The organism is Kitasatospora sp. NBC_01560 (assembly GCF_045208415.1).
Classification (GTDB): domain Bacteria; phylum Actinomycetota; class Actinomycetes; order Streptomycetales; family Streptomycetaceae; genus Kitasatospora.
Genome location: NZ_CP109364.1, coordinates 593691 through 614922, shown reverse-complemented (window position 1 = coordinate 614922; position 21232 = coordinate 593691). Strand labels below are relative to the sequence as shown.

The 21232-nt window shown below is 75.1% G+C and carries 20 protein-coding genes; 14 read left to right on the top strand and 6 right to left on the bottom strand.

Annotated elements, in window-relative coordinates; all coding sequences use genetic code 11:
- Nucleotides 1–20 precede the first annotated feature (20 nt).
- Both OH807_RS02520 and OH807_RS02515 read left to right on the top strand, forming a co-directional pair.
- Nucleotides 21–869: a patatin-like phospholipase family protein gene (locus tag OH807_RS02520; protein ID WP_406193310.1), complete on the top strand. Its 849-nt coding sequence runs from the start codon at nucleotides 21–23 to the stop codon at nucleotides 867–869.
- A gap of 269 nt (nucleotides 870–1138) precedes the next feature.
- Nucleotides 1139–1891 carry a VOC family protein gene (locus tag OH807_RS02515; RefSeq protein WP_406210646.1) on the top strand — a complete coding sequence of 251 codons (753 nt, stop codon included), beginning with the start codon at nucleotides 1139–1141 and terminating at the stop codon, nucleotides 1889–1891.
- 249 nt (nucleotides 1892–2140) lie between these two features.
- On the opposite strand, the gene OH807_RS02510 is transcribed toward OH807_RS02515, so the two are convergent.
- Nucleotides 2141–2641 carry a DUF1772 domain-containing protein gene (locus OH807_RS02510; protein WP_406193307.1) on the bottom strand — a complete coding sequence of 167 codons (501 nt, stop codon included), beginning with the start codon at nucleotides 2639–2641 and terminating at the stop codon, nucleotides 2141–2143.
- Nucleotides 2642–2804: 163 nt separating this feature from the next.
- On the opposite strand from OH807_RS02510, the gene OH807_RS02505 reads away from it, so the two are divergent.
- The 8 genes from OH807_RS02505 (at nucleotide 2805) to OH807_RS02470 (ending at nucleotide 12061) form a co-directional block, all read left to right on the top strand.
- Nucleotides 2805–3830 (top strand): AraC family transcriptional regulator, encoded by a 1026-nt coding sequence (locus OH807_RS02505; RefSeq protein WP_406193304.1) that lies wholly within the window; start codon nucleotides 2805–2807, stop codon nucleotides 3828–3830.
- 386 nt (nucleotides 3831–4216) lie between these two features.
- On the top strand, nucleotides 4217–5695 hold the full coding sequence (locus OH807_RS02500; RefSeq protein ID WP_406193301.1) for a hypothetical protein: 1479 nt from the start codon (nucleotides 4217–4219) through the stop codon (nucleotides 5693–5695).
- Nucleotides 5696–5723: 28 nt separating this feature from the next.
- On the top strand, nucleotides 5724–6752 hold the full coding sequence (locus tag OH807_RS02495; protein WP_406193298.1) for an MsnO8 family LLM class oxidoreductase: 1029 nt from the start codon (nucleotides 5724–5726) through the stop codon (nucleotides 6750–6752).
- 89 nt (nucleotides 6753–6841) lie between these two features.
- The gene (locus OH807_RS02490) at nucleotides 6842–7753 is read left to right on the top strand and encodes a hypothetical protein (RefSeq protein WP_406193295.1); all 912 of its coding nucleotides are present in this window, start codon (nucleotides 6842–6844) and stop codon (nucleotides 7751–7753) included.
- Nucleotides 7754–7967: 214 nt separating this feature from the next.
- A complete protein-coding gene (gene bla / locus OH807_RS02485) occupies nucleotides 7968–8936 on the top strand; it encodes a class A beta-lactamase (RefSeq protein WP_406193292.1) in 969 nt (322 codons plus the stop codon).
- Nucleotides 8937–9061: 125 nt separating this feature from the next.
- The gene (locus tag OH807_RS02480) at nucleotides 9062–9973 is read left to right on the top strand and encodes a glutaminase (protein WP_406210644.1); all 912 of its coding nucleotides are present in this window, start codon (nucleotides 9062–9064) and stop codon (nucleotides 9971–9973) included.
- Between the two features lie 63 nt (nucleotides 9974–10036).
- A complete protein-coding gene (locus OH807_RS02475) occupies nucleotides 10037–10957 on the top strand; it encodes a LysR family transcriptional regulator (RefSeq protein ID WP_406193289.1) in 921 nt (306 codons plus the stop codon).
- Between the two features lie 231 nt (nucleotides 10958–11188).
- A complete protein-coding gene (locus OH807_RS02470) occupies nucleotides 11189–12061 on the top strand; it encodes an HAD family hydrolase (protein ID WP_406193286.1) in 873 nt (290 codons plus the stop codon).
- A 78-nt stretch (nucleotides 12062–12139) separates the two neighbouring features.
- On the opposite strand, the gene OH807_RS02465 is transcribed toward OH807_RS02470, so the two are convergent.
- Nucleotides 12140–13096 carry a GlxA family transcriptional regulator gene (locus tag OH807_RS02465; protein ID WP_406193283.1) on the bottom strand — a complete coding sequence of 319 codons (957 nt, stop codon included), beginning with the start codon at nucleotides 13094–13096 and terminating at the stop codon, nucleotides 12140–12142.
- Nucleotides 13097–13175: 79 nt separating this feature from the next.
- Between OH807_RS02465 and OH807_RS02460 the strand changes: the two genes are divergently transcribed.
- On the top strand, nucleotides 13176–14111 hold the full coding sequence (locus OH807_RS02460) for an NADP-dependent oxidoreductase (RefSeq protein WP_406210641.1): 936 nt from the start codon (nucleotides 13176–13178) through the stop codon (nucleotides 14109–14111).
- Between the two features lie 103 nt (nucleotides 14112–14214).
- Here OH807_RS02460 and OH807_RS02455 read toward each other — a convergent pair whose 3' ends face one another.
- Nucleotides 14215–14631, bottom strand: a complete 417-nt coding sequence (locus OH807_RS02455) for a hypothetical protein (RefSeq protein ID WP_406193280.1) — start codon at nucleotides 14629–14631, stop codon at nucleotides 14215–14217.
- Between the two features lie 438 nt (nucleotides 14632–15069).
- Here OH807_RS02455 and OH807_RS02450 point away from each other — a divergent pair, with 438 nt between their 5' ends.
- Both OH807_RS02450 and OH807_RS02445 read left to right on the top strand, forming a co-directional pair.
- The gene (locus tag OH807_RS02450; RefSeq protein ID WP_406193277.1) at nucleotides 15070–15660 is read left to right on the top strand and encodes a TetR/AcrR family transcriptional regulator; all 591 of its coding nucleotides are present in this window, start codon (nucleotides 15070–15072) and stop codon (nucleotides 15658–15660) included.
- Between the two features lie 250 nt (nucleotides 15661–15910).
- A complete protein-coding gene (locus OH807_RS02445; protein WP_406210638.1) occupies nucleotides 15911–16558 on the top strand; it encodes an esterase/lipase family protein in 648 nt (215 codons plus the stop codon).
- Between the two features lie 141 nt (nucleotides 16559–16699).
- Here OH807_RS02445 and OH807_RS02440 read toward each other — a convergent pair whose 3' ends face one another.
- Both OH807_RS02440 and OH807_RS02435 read right to left on the bottom strand, forming a co-directional pair.
- Nucleotides 16700–17521: a universal stress protein gene (locus OH807_RS02440; RefSeq protein ID WP_406193274.1), complete on the bottom strand. Its 822-nt coding sequence runs from the start codon at nucleotides 17519–17521 to the stop codon at nucleotides 16700–16702.
- Nucleotides 17522–17671: 150 nt separating this feature from the next.
- The gene (locus OH807_RS02435; protein WP_406193271.1) at nucleotides 17672–18406 is read right to left on the bottom strand and encodes a histone deacetylase; all 735 of its coding nucleotides are present in this window, start codon (nucleotides 18404–18406) and stop codon (nucleotides 17672–17674) included.
- 332 nt (nucleotides 18407–18738) lie between these two features.
- On the opposite strand from OH807_RS02435, the gene OH807_RS02430 reads away from it, so the two are divergent.
- Nucleotides 18739–19620, top strand: coding sequence for a PhzF family phenazine biosynthesis protein (locus tag OH807_RS02430; RefSeq protein ID WP_406193268.1), 882 nt, complete (start codon nucleotides 18739–18741; stop codon nucleotides 19618–19620).
- 79 nt (nucleotides 19621–19699) lie between these two features.
- Here OH807_RS02430 and OH807_RS02425 read toward each other — a convergent pair whose 3' ends face one another.
- Nucleotides 19700–21202, bottom strand: a complete 1503-nt coding sequence (locus OH807_RS02425) for a cytochrome P450 (RefSeq protein WP_406193266.1) — start codon at nucleotides 21200–21202, stop codon at nucleotides 19700–19702.
- Between the last annotated feature and the right edge of the window lie 30 nt (nucleotides 21203–21232).

Genomic DNA, 21232 nt, shown 5'->3' with positions numbered 1-21232 from the left:
AACAACGGGAGGAGACAGTCGTGCACACACTCGACAGGGCACTTGCGCTGGGAGCCGGAGGCCCCGTCGGCGCCGCCTGGATGGCCGGACTGGCCTGCGGACTGCGCCGCGGCGGGGTGGATCTCGGCGAGGCCGACCTGATCGTCGGCACGTCGACCGGAGCGATCGTCGGCGCGGTGCTGGCCACGGGGCAGGACCCCGGCCGGCTCGCCACCCCGGTGACGCCCGCCGACGGCAGGCCGCCCCAGGTGGACGGGCGCCGGCTGGGCGAGGCGTTCGCGGTGCTCGGCGATGCCGCCGCGGACCCGGCCGAGGCGTGGCGTCGGGTCGGCCGGATCGCGCTCGCCGCCGACACCGGCCCCGAGCAGGCGCACGTCGCCCGGATGAGGGCCCTGGCCGGCGCGGACCACTGGCCGGACCGGCAGCTGCTCATCACGGTGATGGACGCCGAGACCGGCGAGCCGGGGGTGTTCGACCGCGCCGGCGGCGCGCCGCTGCCGTCCGCCGTGGCGGCCGGCACGGCCTTCCCCGGCATCTACCCACCGATCACCCTCAACGGCCGCCGGTACATGGACGGCTCCCTGCGGTCGGCGACCAACGCCCGCCTCGCGGCCGGGGCGCGCACGCTCGTCGTGATCGACCCGCAGGCCCACCTGTTTCCCCGCGAGCTGCTCCACCAGGAGCTGGCGGTCGCCGCGGCGCACACCGTGGTGACGGTCGAGCCCGATCCGGCATCGATCCGCGCCTTCGGCCCGAACCTGAACGACCGGACGGCCTGGGAGCCGGCCTACGGGGCGGGTCTTCGCCAGGCCGCCGACGAGGCGGGGCGCCTCCGCGTCGCGTGGGAGACCGGAACCGGTACGGACTGATCGCCGCCCGGTCCCCGGTCCCTGCTCCCCGGTACGGCGCCGGCTCGGGGTGGGTACCCCGCCGTCGACCCGCGCCGTGCTGTCGGTGCAGGTCACTGCGGGCGGGGCGAGGGCCCGGGGCCGAGTGGGTGGTTCACGCGGACGGCCCGGTTCGCCGGGTGGGGGCCGGGTATGGGTCGGCCCGTCCTTCCCCAGCGTCACCGATGGAGGCATCCGTGCCCGACAAGAACGGCCCCTACCAGCCAGGCACCCCGTGCTGGATCGACCTGATGGTGCCCGACCAGCAGGCGGCCCTCGACTTCTACAAGGACCTCCTCGGCTGGCAGGGCGAGGTCGGCCCCCCGGAGCAGGGCGGCTACGCCGTCTGCACCCTCAAGGGCAAGCCGGTCGCCGGGATCATGAAGGCCATGAACCCGGACGGCAGCATCCCCGACCCGCTTCCGCCCGCGGCGTGGACCACCTACCTGTCCACCGACAACATCGACGGCGCGCTCAAGGCCGTCACCGATGCGGGCGGCACGGCCCTGATGGGCCCGGCGGACGTCATGGACCTCGGGCGGATGGCGGTGATCGCCGATCCGGCGGGCGCCGTCTTCGGCCTCTGGCAGGCAGGCACCTTCGACGGCGCGGGCATCGTCAACGAGCACGGCGCGCTCATCTGGAACGAGCTGGTCACCGCCGACCTGCCGGCCGCCTCGGCGTTCTACTCCGGGGTCCTGCCCGTCACCACGGCCCGTTCCGAGATGCCCGGTGCCGAGGGGTACCTGGAGTTCAAGGTCGGCGACCGCGCGGTCGGCGGGATCATGGACCTGTCCACGCTCCCGCCCGGCGTCCCGCCGCACTGGCAGCCGTACTTCGCCGTGGACAGCGTCGACGAAGTCCAGGACGCCGCCGTCCGCGCGGGCGGCAGCGTCCTCGCCCCGGCCTTCGACATGGCGGCCGGGCGGATGGCCGTCCTCGCCGACCCGCAGGGCGGGGCCTTCTCGGTGATCACCGCCTCGATGCCGGAGCAGCCCGCCTAGCCTCTGCGGCACCCGCACCGGCACCCGCACCCGCACCCGCACCGGTCGCCGCCGGTCGCCGCCGTTCGCGGACGGCGGCGGTCGGGGCGGCCGGTGCGGTCGGCGCGCGGCGGCTGCGCCGTCGTGCCGGACCGACCCGTGGCGGACCAGGACCGGACCAGGACCGGACCCGAACCGGAACCGAACCGCGAAGGACCCACCCGGGAAGGCCGGAACCGGGAAGGCCGGAACCGGAACCGGAGCCGCGGCTCAGCCGGCCAGGTCGCAGTGCAGCACCAGGGCCCAGCACAGGCAGCCGAGCGCCGCCGTGCAGAGCAGCGCCCGCGCCACGTTCCACCGCACCCAGCGCGCCTCGAAGCGGCCGCGCACCGCGGCCGGGTCGGCGAGCCCGCAGGGCTCCCCGGCGGCGGCCAGGGCGTCGTTCAGCGGGATGTTGATCACCCGAGTCACCACCAGTGACGCCACGTAGAAGACCAGGGCCGCCGCGGCGGCCGGCAGCACCCGGTGACCGTCGGCGGGCAGGTGCAGTGCGACCGCCACCGCCGTGGTGGCCAGCGCGCCGACGAAACCCAGCAGGAACCACCCGTTCAGGATGGCCACGTTGATGCGCTGCATCACCTCGATGAACATCCGGTCCTCCGTCCCGCGCAGGCCCGGCATCACCGAGCACGCGTACGCGTAGAACAGCCCCGCGCTCAGTCCGGTGGTGATGGTGGCGGCGACCAGCGTGATCACGCGTAACAGTTCCATCGGACGCATCCCTCTTTCCGATCAACGGCACGTCCGTGGCGTCCCGGCCACGGCCCTGCTGCGGTGATCATCCCCCGTGGTGCCGGACGAAGTCCGCCCGGACGCTCAAGACTCTCTCAAATGACGTGACGTCAGACCATGTCCAGGCGTCTACGCTTGCCCCATGGACACGCTCACCGGCCTGCTCGACGGACCCAAGGCCCGGGGCGCCTTTCTGCTCCGTTCGATCCTCAGCGCGCCGTGGTCGCTGCGGATCGAGGACGGGGCGCCGCTGTCGGTGGTCACCATGGTGCGCGGGGAGGCCTGGATCACGCCCGAGGGCGGCGCCGGGCTCCTGCTGCGCCCCGGGGACGTGGCGATCCTGCGCGGACCCGATCCGTACACCGTGGCCGACACCCCGGACACCCCCGTGCAGGTCGTGATCGGGCCGGGGCAGATCTGCTCGCGCGACGGCGTCGACGTCTCGGCCTCGATGGCTCTCGGCATCCGCACCTGGGGCGGGGCGCGGCCCGGCGACGAGCACCCGGCCGTCCTGCTCTCGGGCACCTACCGGGCCGAACACGAGATCGGCCGACGGTTGTTGGACCACCTGCCGGCTCTGCTGGTCCGCCCGGCCGGTCCGGATCCGGCCGCCACGGAGGACGCCCTGGTCCGGCTGCTGACCAGCGAGACGGTGCGTGACGAGCCGGGCCAGGAGCTGGTGCTGGACCGCCTGTTGGACCTCCTCGTCGTCGGCGTGCTGCGCAGCTGGCTGGCGGCCCCGGACAGCGGCGCCCCCGCCTGGTACCGCGCCCAGCACGACTCCGTGGTCGGCCCCGTCCTGCGCCTGATGCACGACGACCCGGCCCGCCCGTGGACGGTGGCGTCGTTGGCGGCCGAGGTCGGCGTCTCCCGCGCCGGGCTGGCCCGCCGCTTCACCGCGCTGGTCGGCGAGCCGCCGATGGCCTACCTGGCCACCTGGCGGCTGGCGTTGGCCGCCGACCTGCTCCGTGACCCCGGGCACACCGTCGCCTCGGCGGCCCGCCGGGTCGGCTACAGCAACGCCTTCGCGCTGAGCGCCGCCTTCAAGCGGGTCCGCGGACTCACCCCGCAGGAGCACCGCCGGCTCGCCGGCAGCACCGTGTCCGTTCCCGCGGGCGGGCCGGCCGGTGCCTCGGCGGCCGCCACGACGGTGGTCCTGGCCGGCTGACCGGGAGTACGCCGGTGGGTGGGCGGGGCCCGTGCCGCCGGAATGCGCCGAGGATGCCCGCTGCGGTGCGGAAGTGGTCACGCTGAACCGCGACTTCGACGTGGTGCGCGAGCCGTTCGCACCCCGTAACAGCCCGGCCCGGCCTGCCCGGCCTGCCCCGGCTCCGCCGATCCCGGACCGATTCGGCGGTCGTACCGGTCATTCCGTTCGTGCTCTCCCATTCCCGCCCGGTGCGGTCGGAGGTGCATTTTCGGACAATCCCCGGCGGGTGGGGGAAACGCGGGAGGATCGGCGGTGGCTGCACGTTGAATTCCCCGGCCGACGGGTGAGCAGGGTCCGCCGGCCGGGTCCGTTACCTCGGTGGTTGATGGCGGAAATGAGAAGCCATGGACGATTTCGACGGTGCACTCCCCAAACGCAACCCGGTGTTCTGCGCGCGGATCGGAGCAGTTCTCGACCTCGACCGCGACGATCTCGGACACCCCGGCCTTCCCGGCCTCTGGCAGCAACTCCTGGCCGATCGCAGGCCCGTGGAACAGCGCGGGCTGTACTGCCCCGATTGCCGGGCCGCCCGGCCCGACCGGCCCGAGTGGATGTACGTCTACGAACGCGGCGGCCTCCGGATCGCCGCCCACCACAACCCGGACCACCACCGCCACCACCGGTCGGGGAGCGACGCGCACCGGGCGTACGAGGAGCGGTACGTACGGGCCGCGGAGAGCGACGGGCACCCGGTCGAGGTCGGGGTGGTCGGCGCCGACGGCCGGCGGCGGGCCGATGTCCTGGTCACCGGAGCGGGCGGGCGCCGCTACGGGTTCCGGCCCCAACTCTCCTACCTCGCCGCGGGAACGGCCCGTGAGCGGGACGCCGCAGCCCGGGCGGACGGCGTCACTCCCGTCTGGCACACCGTCGACGCGCGGGCCCCGCTGATCGACGCCGTCCACTGGACCCGGGCCGACGACCTGCCGGCCGCCGCGATCCGGGACAGCCGGGACCTCCTCGTCCGCGGCGGCGTGCGCGCCCTGACACTGGAGCGGTGCGACCGCGGCCCGGCGCCCTGCCCGCACCGGCGGAGCGGCAACTGTGCTCGCCGGCACCCGCGTTGGGAGGCCCGGGGCCGACAGTTCGACGGTCTCGTCCGGGACATCGCCCGCGGCGCGTACGTGCCGCTCACGCTCAGGACCGGTCGTGGACTGCGCCGCTTCTGGGCCTCCGCCGCCGACCGGGAGGCCTTCCTCGCCAACGGCGGCGTCCTCACCGGCCCAGGGCACGGCCCCGGGCACGACTCCGGGTACGACGCCGGGCGCGATCCCGGGTACGACTCCGACCACGGCCCCGGGCGTGAACCCGAGGCCGGCCCCGAGCGCGATCGCGAGCACGGCCGCAGTGCCGGGCACGCGACGGTGCCGCACCCGCGGTACGGCGGCCCGCGCCGGCGCCGGGAGGCGCAGTGCGTCCTGGACCGGGTCGAGTACGGCCACCGCCGCTTCGGCCCCGGGCCGCTCCGGGACGGCGGCGAGCCCTTCGGCCCGTCGTCCGCCGTCGCGCCGCCCTCCGTCGTCCTGCTCGCGCCCGCCACCGTGCCGCCCGCCACCGTGCCGCCCGCGGCCGCACCGCCCGGCGCTGTGCCCGCCCGGCCGGAGCGGCCGGCGATCCGGCCGCTCCGGCCGGCGGTCTGCTCCGCCGGGGCGACGCCGTGCGAGGCGGAGGCCCGCCTCTACGCCGGGGGGTGGTTCTGCGAGGACCACCGCCCGGGCCCCGGCTTCGGCCGACCGGCCGCAGCGTCGTTCGGCGCGCCGTCCGCACTGCCGTCCGCCGAGCCCCTCCGTGACGGGGGAGGACGGGAGGCGGGCGCCCGGGAATGAGATCCGGGCCGGTGATCGTTGCCCGGAGGTGACCACTGCTGCGCCCACGATCCGCCTGTCCGTCCTCGACCGTTCCCGGACACGGCAGGGGGAGGAGCCTGCGCAGGCGCTGCGGCACACGGTGGACTTCGCCCGGCAGGCCGAGCGGCTCGGGTACCACCGTTTCTGGGTGTCCGAGCACCACGGGGTGCCCGGCGTGGCGGGCTCGGCGCCCACCGTGCTCGCCGCGGCGGTGGCGGCCGCCACCACGCGGATCCGGGTCGGGACGGGCGGGGTGATGCTCCCCAACCACCAGCCCCTGGTGGTGGCGGAGCAGTTCGGCGTGCTCGCAGCGCTCTTCCCGGGGCGGATCGACATGGGTCTCGGCCGCTCGGTCGCCTTCACCGACGGCGTCCGGCGCGCGCTCGGCCGGGAGAAGGACGCGGCCGACGAGTTCCCGGCACAACTGGCCGAGCTGCTGGGTTACTTCGATGCCAGTGGGCGCACCCGTCGGGACGTCCGGGCGAGGCCCGCGGAGGGTTTGCAGGTGCCGGCGTTCGTGCTGGCCACCGGTGCCGGTGCGGACATCGCCGCCGACGCCGGGCTCCCGCTGGTCATCGCCGCAGCCCGCGGGGAGGAGCGGATGCTGGCCGCCATCGACCGCTACCGGGCCCGGTTCCGCCCGTCCCGGCAGGCCGCGGAGCCGTACGTGGTGGTCTCGGGGACGGTGGCGGTGGCCGCGACCACGGAGCAGGCCCGGGAGCTGCTGGTCTCCGAGGCCTGGTCGGGCGCGTACTCCCGTACCCACGGTGAGTTCCCGCCGCTCGCCCCGAGCGCGGAGATCCTGGCCCACGCCTTCACCCCGCGCGAACGCGCCGCCTACGAGCAGTCGCTCGCCGGGCACATCGCGGGCACTCCGCCGGAGGCCGCGGCCGAGCTCGCCGCCCTGGTGGCGCGCGCCGGGGCCGACGAGTTCCTGGTGGCCACCAGCACCTACGACCGCACGGCGCTGCTCGACTCGTTCCGGCTGCTCGCCGAGGCCGTCGGTCTCCGTGGCCCCGGCGACGCGGCGGCCTGACGCCCCGTCGACGGCCGAGGGAGGCCGCTGCGCCCGCCTTCCCGGCCCCCGTTCCGGGGCGGCGCCGCGCGCCTGCACAGGGTTTGACCATGAAGTTCTTCCGTTCGAAGGCCCAGCCCCGGTTCGACCCGCACCTGCCCGCCCTGACGACCGTCCAGGCCGATCACCTGCGCAGTCTGGTCGGCCAGTACCACGCCGGACGTCCGCAGGTCACCATCGGCGGCGACGCCGTGCACGCTCCGCAGGGGGTCAGCCCGCTCCACAACCTGGCCGAACTCTGCCGGCGGGCCGACCCGCGCGAGTGGCCCCGGCTGGTGGAGCATCACTTCCGGGCGGTCGAGGGGGCCGAGGCGGCCACGCCGCAGGGGTCGGAGCAGGTGCTCCGGGTGGCCTACCTGCGGCTGCTGGCCGACGACGCCTTCCCGGCGGAGGTCGCGGACGGGTTCCGCTACGTGCGGCCGGTGGCGCCCGGGCTGCAGGAGGCGCTCGCCCTGGACCTGCCCGAGGCCGTCCGGTTGCTGGACGACCGCGCCGTCGGCGAGACCGGGCTGGAGGCGCTGCGGGCCGCCGGGCGGGCCAATCTGGTGCGGGAGCCGGTCGAGTACGACGTCGCGCACGGGCAGGGCGGCGCCACGCTGCACATCGCCTCCGGCGCGTCGATGTTCGTGGCGAGCAAGGCCCTCGTCCTGGACGAGCTGGCCCGTGCCGTGACCGGGCGTGAGTTGCCGGCGGACGGCGCGCTGTTCACGGCGCCGAGCCGGCACTACCTGGCCTTCCACCCGCTGGCCGGCCGGGAGGCGGTGGACGCGCTGAACGACCTCGCGGCCTTCGGTCTCGGCGCGTACCAGGACAACCCGGGGCCGGTCTCGCCGCGGGTCTACTGGTGGCACCGGGGCACGGTGACCTCGCTGACGCGCATCGACGAGGAGACGCGCTCGTTCTCGATCGCCCCGCCCGAGGAGCTGATGGTGATCCTGCGCCGGCTGCACGCCGGAGCCTGACCGCCCCGGCCGGCGCAGCGTCGCCCCGGCCGTGCGGCGCCTCCCGTCGGCGTCGATGGCGGTCCGCGTCGATGGCCCTCCGCCTCAAGGGCCGTCCGCGTCAAGGGCCGGCTCCCGGCGCCACTCGTTCGTGTGCAGTGTGATCCGAGTGGAACTTACCCGCTCCCCGTTGCGTGTTGATCGTTGAAGCGATCCGACGGCGTGAGGAGACGGGATGAGGATCGGCAGGGTGGGAACGAGGGCGGTAACGAGTGCGGGCGCGGGGACGGGCCCGGCGGCGGGGCTGTCCCGGCGCTCGGTGCTGGCCGCCGGCGCGGGGGCGGTGCTGGCCGGCGGTCTGCTCGGCGAGGGCCGGGCCCGCGCAGCCGAGCCCGGCGGCGCGGAGGTGGCCGACCGGCTGGCCGAGCTGGAGCGCGAGCACGCCGCCCGGCTGGGGGTGTTCGGCCGCAACACGGCCACGGGCCGCACGGTGCTGTACCGCGCGGACGAGCGGTTCGCGCTCTGCTCGGTGTTCAAGCCGCTCGCAGCGGCGGCCCTCCTGCGGGACTTCGACCGGGACGGCGAGTTCCTGGCCAAGCGGATCCACTACACCGCGAAGGACGTGGCGGACGCCGAGTACGCCCCGGACACCGGCCTGCCGGAGAACCTCGCCAACGGCATGACGGTGGAGGAGCTGTGCGCGGCCGCCGTCAGCCACAGCGACAACGCCGCGGCCAACCTCCTGCTGCGCGAGCTCGGTGGCCCGACGGCCGTCACCCGGTTCTGCCGCTCGATCGGCGACGGCCGGACGAGGCTCGACCGCTGGGAGCCTGAACTCAACTCGGCGGAGCCCTGGCGGACGACCGACAGCACCAGCCCTCGCGCCATCGCCGCGACGTACGCGCGGCTGCTCCTCGGCGACGTGCTCCCGCCGGCCGACCGGGAGCGGCTGACCGGTTGGATGCTCGCCAACACCACCAACACCGCACGCTTCCGCGCCGGGCTCCCGAAGGACTGGATCCTCGCGGACAAGACGGGCGGCGGCAGCTCGTACGGGGTGGCGAACGACGTCGGGGTGGTCCGGGCGCCGGACGGGCCGCCGATCGTGCTGGCCGTCCTGACGACCACCCACGCGTCCACCGGCCCCAGCGACAGCCTGCTGGTCGCCCAGGTCGCCGAGGTCGCCGCAGGGGTGCTCGGCTGACAGCTCCCGGCCGGGGGGCTCCCGATCGGCGGTGTCCGGTCGGCGGTGTCCGGTCGCCGGGCCCCTCGGCCGGGCGGCTTTCGCCCTGCTCGGCCCGGGTGGACCACAATGGCGGCGTGAACGATGTGGACTACCAGCAGTTGTTGCAGGACGCGATGGAGGCGGCCCGGCGCGAGCCGGGCCGCGGCCGGGTCGCCGACTACATCCCGGCGCTCGCGAAAGCGGACCCGACGGCCTTCGGGATGGCGATCGCCACCGTGGACGGCGAGGTGTTCGGGGCGGGGGACTGGCAGCACCCGTTCTCGATCCAGTCGGTGTCCAAACTGTTCACCCTGGCCCTGGCGCTGGCCGAGGGCGGGGACGCGCTCTGGTCCGGCGTAGGCCGCGAGCCGTCCGGCAACCCGTTCAACTCGCTGGTGCAGCTGGAGTCCGAGCACGGGATCCCGCGCAATCCGTTCATCAACGCGGGCGCGCTGGTCGTCACCGACCGGCTGCTGAAGCTGACCGGCGACGCGGTCGGCGCCGTCCGCGACTTCCTCCGCACGGAGTCCGGCAACGACGCTGTCGCGGTGGACGACTCGGTGGCGTCCTCCGAGGCGCAGCACGGGCACCGGAACGCGGCGATGGCGCACTTCATGGCCAGCTACGGCAACCTGCGGAACCCGGTCGACAGCGTGCTCGCGCACTACTACGCGCACTGCGCCGTCGAGGCGAGCTGCCGCGACCTCGCCCTCGCCGGGCTGTTCCTCGCCCGGCACGGCATAAGGGCCGACGGCTCGCGGCTGCTCTCGCGCAGCGAGGCCAAGCGGGTCAACGCGGTGCTGCTCACCTGCGGGACGTACGACGCGGCCGGCGAGTTCGCCTACCGGGTCGGGCTGCCGGGCAAGAGCGGGGTCGGCGGGGGCGTGCTGGCCGTGCTGCCGGGGCGGGGCACGGTCTGCGTCTGGGGCCCGGGCCTGGACGCCGCGGGGAACTCGGTGCTCGGGGTGGCGGCCCTCGACGCACTGACGACGGCGACGGGCTGGTCGGTGTTCTGACAGCACCTCGGAGGCCCTGCTGTTAACAACAAGTGCATGTTTTCCACTCGTATAGTGACCGGCATGCAATTGGATTTGAACCTGCTCACGGCCCTGGACGCGCTGCTGGAAGAGGGCAGCGTGGCCGGGGCCGCGGACCGGCTCCACGTCACCGCGCCGGCGATGAGCCGATCGCTGGGCCGTATCCGCAGAGCCACCGGTGACCAGATCCTGGTTCGCACCGGACGCCACATGACGCCCACCCCTCGCGCACTGGCCATGCGCACGGAGGTCCACGTCCTCGTACAGCAGGCTCACCAGTTGCTGTCCTCCCGTACGGACCTCGATCTGGCGGGGCTGGAGCGGGTGTTCACCGTTCGCTTGCACGACGCCCTCACCACCGCCTGCGGGACCGCCCTCGTCTCCGCGGTGCACCGCCAGGCCCCGAAGGTGAGGATGCGTCTCACGGTCGAGTCGGGCCACGACAGCCCTGAGCTGCGTCGCGGTGAGGTCGATGTGGCCTCCAGTGCCGGACCGCCGCCTCAGCCCGACATACGTCACCGCCTCATCGGCCAGGACAGGATCATCCTTGCTCTCCGGGCGGGGCATCCGCTCACCGAAGGGCCGATGACCGTCGAGAGGTACGCGGCCGCTGAGCACGTGACCGTTTCCCGGCGTGGAGAGCTGCGTGACCGGGTCGACGACGTCGTCGCCGCCCTCGGCCACGAGCGCCGTGTCATCGTCGCCGCCCCCGCGACGGACACCGCCCTGCAACTCGCCCGTGACACCGACGTCGTGGTCACCCTCCCCGAAGCGGTCACCCGCTCCGCCCGCGACCAACTGGGCCTGACCATGCTGCCGTTGCCGTTCGAGCTGCCGCCCGTACCGCTCTGTCTGCTCTGGCACCAGCGTTACGACGACGACCCCGCCCACACCTGGCTGCTCAACCTGGCGACCCAGACCCTCCAGGACCTGTTCGCCACTCCGGACACTTCTGACCATTAGCGTTCCATCAGGGCGTCGGCGCGGGGCACATGTCCGACGGTCCGTCAGGCACTCACCGCCCGGCGCCCGATCGGAGCAGCACGTCAACAGTGCGGCAGTCCACCGGGCACACCACAACCACGCACCGGTGCGAGAGGTGCCGCGCGGGAGCGATTGATTGACACGCGCTCGGGGCCTGACCATCATGACGATTAAAGGTTAGGAATCCTTACCAATAGGAGTGCCGATCCGGTGAGCACAGCACCCAGCGTTCTCCCCCCGCGGCAGCCCCGGCTGGTCGCCACCGACCTCGACGGCACGGTCGTCCGTGGCGACCGGACGGTCTCGGCCCGGACGCTCGCCGCGTTCGCCCGGGTCGAGCGGGCCGGCGGGCGCTTCGTCCTGGTCACCGGCCGGCCGCCGCGCCTGATGGACGACATCGCGGAGGTCTTCGGCCGCCGGGGCACGGCCATCTGCTCCAACGGGGCCTTCGGCTACGACCTGCGGACGCGGGAGGTGGTCGCCGAGCGGGCGATCCCGGTCGACGTGCTCCGCGAGACGGCCCGGCGGCTGCGCGCCGCCGTCCCCGGCATCAGCCTGGCGGTCGAGTACGCGCACGAGCTGGCCGGGGACGCGCACTACGAGGCGGGCGACTGGGATGCCGACACCACCGTCCGCCGCCTCGACGACGCGAGTCTGTTCGGCCGCCCCGCGCCCAAGCTGATCGGTCGCCACCCCGAGCTGTCGGCGGACGAACTGCTCGCCCTGGCCCGGCCGGTCGTCGGCGATCTGGTGACGGTGTACCACTCCAACGGCGAGCGCCTGGTGGAGTCCGTCGCCCAGGGGGTGAGCAAGGCCTCGGCGCTCGGCGAGTTCGCCACCGGCCTCGGTGTCACCGCCGAGCTGACGGTCGCGTTCGGGGACATGCCCAACGACCTGCCGATGATGGCCTGGGCGGGCACGGCCTATGCCGTCGCCAACGCGCACCCGGAGGTGCTGGCCGCGGTCGACCACGTCGTCGGCAGCAACGAGGAGGACGGGGTGGCGGCCGTCCTGGAGGCGCTCTTCCCCGAGCGCCCGAACGGGGCGGCCGGCCCGCGCCCGTTCACCGGGCCCGCCCACTGACCGACCACCCCGCCGAAGACCTCGCCGACCACCCCGTCGGCCGCCTCACCGGCCGGACCGAAGCGGCCCGGCGGCCGTTCAGCCCCGGAACGTGCGCCGGTACGCACCCGGCGGGACGCCGATCGCGGAGTGCAGGTGTTGCCGGAGGGAGGCCCCGGTACCGAAGCCGACCCGCTCGGCGACCCGGTTGACCGTCAGGTCGCTGCTCTCCAGCAGGTGCCGGGCGAGGTCGACGCGCTGCTGGGTGAGCCACTGGCCCGGGCTGATCCCGACCTCGGCCCGGAACCGGCGGGTGAAGGTCCGCCGGCTCATCCCGGCGTGCTCGGCGAGGTCGCCCAGCTGGAGCGGCTCGTGCAGCCGGTCCAGCGCCCAGGCCCGGGTCCCGGACGTCCCGCTGTCGGTGCTGACGGGCACCGGCCGCTCCACGTACTGGGCCTGGCCGCCCTCGCGCTGCGGCGGGACGACGCAGCTCCGGGCGACCTGGTTGGCGACGGCACTGCCGTGGTCGGAGCGGATCAGGTGCAGGACGAGGTCGATGCCGGACGCCGCTCCGGCCGAGGTCAGGACGTGCCCGGTGTCGACGAAGAGGACGTCGGGGGTCAGGTCGATCTGCGGGTAGAGCCGCCGGAACCGCTCGGCGTGCCGCCAGTGGGTGGCGGCGGGCCGGCCGTCCAGCAGGCCGGCCGCGGCGAACACGAAGGTGGCGACGCAGATCCCCGCGATCCGGGCGTCCGGCCGCAGCAGCGCCAGGGCCTCGGTGATCCCGCGCGGCAGCTCCTCGGGGCCGCTGATCGCGGCGAACTCCTCGGCCGCCGGCACGATCAGGGTGTCGGCCTCGGCGACGGCGGAGCGGTCCCGTTCGACGGTGATCGAGAAGTCGGCGGCGGTGCGGACGGGCCGGCCGTCCGGCGAGCAGGTCACCACGTCGTACAGCGGCCGGCCCTCGGGGTCCGTGGCGGCGCCGAAGAGCCGGGAGGCGAGGCTCAGCTCGAAGGGGATGACCCCGTCGAGGGCCAGAACGACAACACGATGCATGGCCCAATCCTTGCACATGATGACCTCCGGGCCACTATCTCCGCAGGTCGGGCCCGATGATCCTGGAGGCATGACAACGATGAAGGCCATTTCCCAGGACACCCACGGCGGCCCCGAGGTACTGCGCGAGGTCGAGCTCGACCGCCCGGTGCCGGGCCCCTCCGAGGTACTCGTCCGCGTGCACGCGGCGGGCATGAACCCGACCGACTGGAAGCACCGCAGCTCCGCCGGCTTCCTCGACCGCCTCCCGCTGGTGCTCGGCTGGGACGTCTCCGGTGTGGTCGAGGCCGTCGGCACCGGCGTCACGATCCACCGCCCCGGCGACGAGGTGTTCGGGATGCTGCCCTACCCGCACGGCGTCGGCTCCTTCGCCGAGTACGTGGTGACGCCGGCCCGTGCGCTCGTCCGCAAGCCGGCGGGGCTGGACCACGTCCGGGCGGCCGCGATCCCGCTGGCGGCCCTCACCGCCTGGCAGGTGCTGGTGGACGCCGCCGACGTCCGGCCGGGTCAGCGCGTGCTGGTCCACGCGGCGGCGGGCGGTGTCGGCCACTTCGCCGTGCAGATCGCCAAGGCGCGCGGCGCGTACGTGATCGGCACCGCCAGTGCGCCCAAGCACGCGCTGCTGCGCGAGCTGGGCGCGGACGAGGTGGTCGACTACCGGACGGAGGACTTCACCGCGATCGAGCCGGTCGACGTCGTCCTCGACACCCTCGGGGGTGACACCGCCGTCCGTTCCCTCGCCACCCTGAAGCCCGGCGGGCAGCTGATCACCATCGCGCTGGGCTCCGTGCCCGCCGACCTCGCCGAGCAGGGCGCCGCCCGCGGCGTGCGGGCGTACCCGCTGCTCGTGGAGGCCGACCAGGCGGGAATGCTGGCCGTCGCCGGGCTGGTCGACGCGGGGGAGCTGCGGCCGGTGATCGAGGCGGCGTTCCCGCTCGCCCAGGCCGCCGCGGGCCATGCCCTGGGCGACACCGGGCGGGTGACCGGCAAGGTCGTGCTCACCGTCGCCGAGTAGGCCGCCCGCCCGGTGGCACGGGTGGCGGGCTCCCGGTGGCCGTCCACCGCCAGCCCGCCACCCGGAGCCCGCCGCGGCGAGCCCGCCCACGCGGAGCCCGCGGCTACCGGACGACGATGGCGAAGCGGGCGCTGTTGTCGGCCGGGGTCGGATCGGCGGGCTGGTCCGCCTCGACGGTCCCGTCGAGTGTGCCCGGGTCCATGCCGGACGCGACGCCGAGCCGGACGTCGGCGGCCACCGAGTCGCCGGCGGCCAGCCCCGCCGGGAACGTGCAGGTCACGGTGTGCCCGAACGGCCCGGTGGAGCAGACGGCCGGTGCCAGCCCGGTGCCGACGACCCCGGGCGGCAGGTGCACCACCAGCGTGAACGGCCCGAGGGTGGTGGTGTCCCCGGTGTTGGTGACCACGGCGTGCACGGTGGTGGTGCCGCCCGCCGAAGCCGGTGGCGGATCCGCCACCGCCACCCGTAGATCCGGGCCGCAGGGCCCGGGGACCGCCGCCGTCGCGGCCCCGAGTGCCACCAGGACACCTGCCACCTGCACGGCCCTGCGGGCCGGTCCCCGGGGGCCCACGTATCGGGACAAGCTGTATCGGGACAAGCTGCTCACCCACCTCGTCGTTGCGGGCGCCGACCGGCCGGCCGGCGCTGACGCGCCCAGGATCACGGCTCCCGGGCCCCCGGTGGCCCGGGCGCGACGGAGAAGCACCCGGACGGGCGAGGTGCTGGCGGCGCGCGCGGCTCGACACCGCCGGCCTTCCGAAGGCCGTGCGGCGGTCGGGCCTCAGGACTCGGCGGCGTAGGGGCCGGCCTGCTCCCTGGTGAAGTGCGGCGGCGCACGGCGTGGCCGTGGCGTCCCGTTCCCGCACCCTTCCGGCACCATGGCCAAAACGGAACCTCGTTCCGCCAATGCCATGGAACCCTGTTCCGCTTTGCGGTCCCCTGACGGAAGGAGCGTCACGTGAACGCCGGTGACCAGGGCGCGGAGAGCGCGGCCGGGGCCAAGCGCAAGGACGTCCGCCGCGTCCAGCAGGCCCTGCTGGACGCGGCCGCCGAGCTCTTCGTCACCTCGGGCGTCGAGGCGCCGGTGCGCGACATCGCCGCCAGGGCCGGCGTCGGGACGGGCACGGTCTACCGGCACTTCCCCACCCGGGCCGACCTCGTCGTCGCCGTCTACCGCCACCAGGTCGACGCCTGTGCCGACGCCGGGCCGGCACTGCTGGCCGACGGCCCGACGCCCGCTGCCGCGCTCGGGCGGTGGGTCGACCTGTTCGTCGACTTCCTCGTCACCAAGCACGGCCTGGCCGCCGCGATGCAGGCCGACAACGCCGGGTTCGAGAGCCTGCACGCCTACTTCCTCGACCGCCTCCTGCCGGTCTGCACCCGGCTCCTCGACGAGGCCGCCGCCTCCGGCGAGATCCGCGCGGACGTCACGGCGTATCCGTTCCTGCACGGCATCGGGAACCTCTGCATCGGTGCCGAGAGCGATCCGCAGTACGACGCGCGCCGGATGGTCGCGCTCCTCGTCGCCGGCCTGCGGCAGCCGCGCTGACCCTCCCCGGGAACGTGCGGGGCGGGCGTCCGGGTTTGGGCCGCGCGGTCGCGGACCAGGATTCCCGTACCGGTCCGTCCCGTGCATGACGAGTGGTGGGGGTCCTCCCGTGCGCCGTGCCGTCGCGTTCCTCTGCCCGCTGCTCCTCGGCCCGCTGCTCCTCGCCCTCCTGGTGCCGTCACCCGCGAGCGCCCTGCCGGGCACGGCGGTACCGCGCCCGGCCGCGGCGGCCACGGGTGCGGCCGCCACGATGCCGGAGGCCGCCACGACACCGCGGGCCGCCACTGCACCGCGGTTGGCCACGACGCCGAACCCGGTGATCTTCGTGCACGGCCGCAACGCCGACCCCGGGGTGTGGTCGGCGATGATCGACTCGTTCGAGGCTGCCGGCCACCCCGCCGACCGGCTCTTCGCCTGGAGCTACGACAGCACGCAGTCCACCAACGAGGTGCTCGCCGCCCGCCTCGCCGACTACGTCGACGGCGTGCTCCGGAGCACCGGCGCCGCACAGGTGGACTTCGTCGCCCACTCCCTCGGCAGCCTCCCGGCCCGCTGGTACGTCCGGTTCGGCGGCGGCGCGGCGAAGGTCGCGCACCTGGTCTCGCTGGCCGGCCCGAACCACGGCACCACGGTGGGCTGGCTCTGCGCCCTCTGGGACCAGGGCTGCCGGGACATGACGCCCGGCTCGTACGTCCTGAGCCACCTCAACAGCGGCACCGAGGCCCCGCCGCCGGTGCGGTACACCACTTTCTGGTCGTCCTGCGACGAGCAGATCGCCCCGCCGGCGAGCACGACCCTGGCCGGCGCCGTCAACATCCGGACGGCCTGCCTGAAGCACAACGACCTCCTCACCGATCCCGCCGTCGCCTCCGGAGTCCGCGCCGCCCTGGCGGCCTGACGTTCACCGGGCCGCTCCGGTGGCCTCCCCCGGAACCGGACGGGTGAAGCCCGGCCGGTACAAGGCATCCGCCGGGCAGAGGAGTTGACGTCGCCGACGCCGAACGCGAAGGTTCCGCCGGTCCGGACCGACCGCCCCTGCTCAGACCGGTACGACGACGACCGGGCACTCGGCATGCTGCACGACGGCCTGGCTGGTGGAGCCGAGCCGACCGATCGGCCCGCGCGGCCGGCCGTGGCGGCCGACGACGAGCAGCCGGCGCCCGGCCGAGGCGGCCACCAGTTCGCGCGCCGCGTGCGAGCGGGTCACCGAAGTGGTGACGGACACCTCGGGGAAGCGCTCGCGCCAGCCCGCCAGCACCTCGGCGACCGCGCGCCGGTGCTCCTCCTCGACGTGCGCCCCCTCGTACACCACCGGGACTTCGTGGCCCGGGCCCATGAACAGGGGATACGTCCAGGCGTGCACGACGAACAGCGGAATCCCGTGGCGCCGGGCCGCCTGGAAGGCGTGGGCGAGCACCGGTTCCTCGTGCTCCGCGCCCTGGATGCCGACCACCACCGCGGGGTCGTCCGCAGCCGCCGCGGTCGGGCGCACCACGGCCACCGGGGAGGGCGCGTGGGCCGCCGCGTGAAGGGCGGTCGAGCCGAGCAGCAACGCGGGAAAGCCCCCGGAGCCCCGGGCGCCGAGCACCAGCAGCGTCGCGTCCGCCGCGGCGCCGGCCAGCACCTCGCGCGCCTTGCCGTCCACCAGATCGGCGGTGACGGGCAGCTCCGGGTGCTCCTGGGTGACCCGGGCGCGCTCGACCGCGAGCAGCGCCGCGTCCTCCTCGCGGCCGGAGGGCAGCTCGGGGGCGCGTACCAGCCGCAGCGGAAGCCCTCGGAGTGCGGCCTCGTCGGCGGCCCAGTCGACGGCGGCCCGGCCGGGCTCCGCGACGTCGATTCCCACCACGACGGGTCCGTTCATCGCGGACACCTCCCAGTCGGCGGCCGGTCGGCATCGTCCGGCCGATGCTCTCAGGCTATGCCCGCCACCGCGCCCTCGCCGTCCAGCGGACCAGCACCCGCGTGGGCCGGGCCGACCCGGCTCCGCCGCCACGGCCGGCAGGTCCGTGGCTCAGGCCCCGGCGAGCTGCCGCAGCAGCGTGGCGGTGGTCCAGTGCCCGGCTGCGCCCGGGCGGGCGGCGAGATAGGCGGCCGCCCGGCGTGGACTCCATCCGTGGGCCTCGGCCAGACCGGCGGCGACGAGGCGCAGGTAGGCGGCACCCGGGGCATTGAGCGGGGCGCGGCCAGGCGGCCACGCGGCAGTGAGCGTCAGCACCGGGAGGCCGTCGAGCGAGCCGGGGCAGACCAGCGTCCCGTACGGGCCGCGGCCCAGCTGTTGGCGGCCGGTCCGGACGGCCTCGTCCAGCGCGAGGTCGGCGCCGGGGGAGCGGTGCCTCTCCTGCGCCGCGATGTCGCTGAACTGTCCGACGCCGATCAGGTGGGCGCGGGCCGGGAGTTCGCCCGTACCGGCGGGGTCGTAGAAGGCCACACCGCCGCCCCAGACCGCCGACTCCAGGGCGAAGTAGAGCGCCCCGGGCAGCAGGACGGGCACGCTCCGGGCGGGCGGAGTGCCGTCCCGGCAGCCCGGGTACGTCCGGGCCGCGCCCGGCGGGCGGCCCCCGCGGAGGTAGCAGGCCAACCGGTCGGCCTGCATGTTCGAGCCGTACGCCGCGTACCAGACCCGCTCGGGCACGCCGGCGGCCGGCTCCGCCCGCAGGGGCTCCGGTCGCCGGGGGTGTCCGTGCGCGGCTGCGCCCGGCCCGGGCGGACGGGCGGGCTCGCTGACGGGCCGTCGGGTCTCCTCCACGAGCAGCGACGGTACCCAAGGCGGTGACGGCGGCCGGGAGCGCCGCGCCCGAGGGCCCGCCCGGAGGCCGTCGGCCGGAGCTCCGGGCAGGCGGCGCCCGAGCCTGGGAGACGCCGTTGACGGGCATCCCCGCAAGGCCGGCGGGTGGCCGCCGAGGTCGCCGACCACGCCGGCGGCGGTGCGGTCGGCATCCACCGTCCGGTGCAGGATGGCACCGGCCGAGGCAGGACGGTACGCTCCGGGACGCGTTCGGTCGGCCGCTGCGGGCACGTCCGGCCATCGGCGGAACGCTGTTCGTGGTGGCCGGTTCGTTGAGCGTCGGAGGTGGGCCGATGTCCTGGGCGGATGTCACGGTGGTTGATGCGTGCGTGCGGCGCGACGGCCGGGGCGGCAGCCCCACGGCCGTCACCGACGACGACCCGGCGGCGACGGACGCGGACCGGCGTGCGGTCGCCGCTGCGGCCGGCACCTCGCACGCGGCGTTCCTCGGCCCGGAGCGGACGCCGGACGGTGGCCGGCCGGTCCGGTTCTTCACCGCCACCGCCGAACTGTCCGGCTGCGGCCACGGCACCGTGGCCGCGCAGGCCGTCCGGCTGGCCCGCACCGCGCTGGGCGAGCTGAACGACCGCCAGTACACCGGCGGGCGCACGTTCGACACCGTCGCGATCCGCCGCCCCGCCGGCATCGAGGTCTGGTTCGACCAGGGCCTCGTCGCGCTGCGTCACCCGGCACCGGACGAGCGCACCGCGATCGTCGCCGCGCTCGCGCTCACCGCGGACGACCTGCATCCGACCGACGCGCCGCGGATCGCCTCGCCCGGCGCACCGCGCATGCTGGTACCGGTCCACGACCGGTCGGCGCTGCTCCGAGTCCACCCGCACCTCGGCAGGCTGGCAGCGGCCTGCCGCCGGTACGGGCTCCTCGGTTGTTTCGTGTACGTGCCGCCGGTGGGCGACCGGCCGGGCGCGGCGCGGATGTTCGCGCCGGCGATCGGTGTCGACGAGGACGTCGCCAATGCCAACAGCACCGGCTGCCTGGCCGCCCACCTGCTCGACACGACGGGGGCGGAGACGGTCGCGATCGAGGTGGAGCAGGGGGACACCCTCGGCCGGCCGGCCAGCGTGCTCGCCTCGGCCCGACGCGGACCGGCCGGCATCACGACCAGGGTCGGCGGGTTGGCGGTGGTCCGCGCCGGACACCGAGGCGACAGCTAGGCCCTCTGCTGCGATCCCTCACGGGGCTGGGGCTGTCCGCTGCGGTCAAGCGCGGGCGCTCGGTGACCGCCGGGCGTGCTCAGCGTCGGAACAGCCCGGTGAGCGTGTGCCACCAGCCGCGGCGCTGCCGGGGCACGGGTGCGGCGAAGGCCGGGCCCGCGGGCGGCCCGGCCGGTGGGACGGGCGCGGCGGCCGGCGGCGGGGTGGACGGCGTGGCGGGCACGACCGGGGTGGTGCCGGGTGCGGGCTCGGCCGGTGCGGTGCGCGGGGTGAACTCCACCGGCAGGCCGACCAGGTGCCGGGAGATCCAGGCCGACGTCCAGGTCAGCTCCTCCTCCGGGACGGCGAGCCGGAGGTCGGGCAGGCGGGTCAGCAGGATGTCGATGCCGGTCTCCGCGATGGCCCGGCCGATGTCCTGGCCGGGGCACTCGTGCGGGCCGCCGCCGAAGGCGAGGTGCGAGCGGTTGCCGTGGAGCGGCTTGCGGAGGTCGGGGCGGACGACGGGATCGACGTTGCCCGCCGCGAGGCCGAGCAGCAGCATGTCGCCGGTCCTGATCTGCTGGCCGCCGAGTTCGGTGTCGCCGGTGGCCCAGCGCCCCGCCACCAGCGACATCGGTGCGGAGTCCCAGAGGACCTGGTCCAGGGCTTCGGGCAGGGTCATGTGACCGCCGGACAGGTGGGCGCGGAAGCGGTGGTCGGTGAGGACCAGCTTCAGCGTGTCCGCGATCAGGTTGACCGTCGTCTCGTTGGCGGCGAGCAGCACGACCCGCAGGTGCTCCAGGACCTCGTCGTCGCTGAGCCCGGCGTGGTGCTGCATCAGCCAGGAGACGAGGTCGCCGCCGGGGGACACCCGCTTGCGTTCCATCATGCGGCGCAGCGTGGCCACGACGTAGTCGTTGCTGGCGACGGCCGTCTCGGTGCCCTTCATCAGGTCGCGGGCGGCCTCGACCAGCCGGGGGCCGTACTCCTCGGGCATGCCGACCAGTTGGGTCATCACCAGCATGGGCAGGTGCTCGGCGAACTGGGAGACCAGTTCGGCCCGCCCGCTCGGGCCGAACTCCGCGACGAGCTGGTCGGTGAAGCGGGTGACGTAGCGGCGGACCCCGCGCCGGTCGAAGCGGTTGAGGCTGTCGGTGACGGCGCCGCGCAGGCGCTTGTGCTCCGCGCCGTCGGCGAAGACGCAGAGCGGCTGCCAGGCGATCACCGGCATCAGTGGCGAGTCGGCGCCGACCAGGCCGTTCTGGAACGCCGTCCAGCGGCGGGAGTCCCGGGAGAAGCGGGAGGGCGTGCGCATGGCGGTGAGGTTCGCCGAGTGGCCGAGGATCAGCCAGGCGGGGAGGTCGCCGTGCAGGAGGACGGGCGCCACCTCGCCGTGTTCGGCGCGGAGCTTCTCGTAGAGGCCGGCCGGGTCGGCCTCGGCCTCCGGCCCGTAGAGCCGCCGGAGGCCAGGGGCCCCGAGACCGTGCGAGCCGTGGCCGAACGCCCCGAGGCCCTGCGGGCCGGGGCCGTCGGCGCCGGGCAGGTGGGCGGGGCAGCCGGGCGGTGGGGTGGAAGAGGCGTCGTCGGTGAACGGGGTGGTCACGGTGGCTCCGGGGTCGGCGCGGCGCGGTGG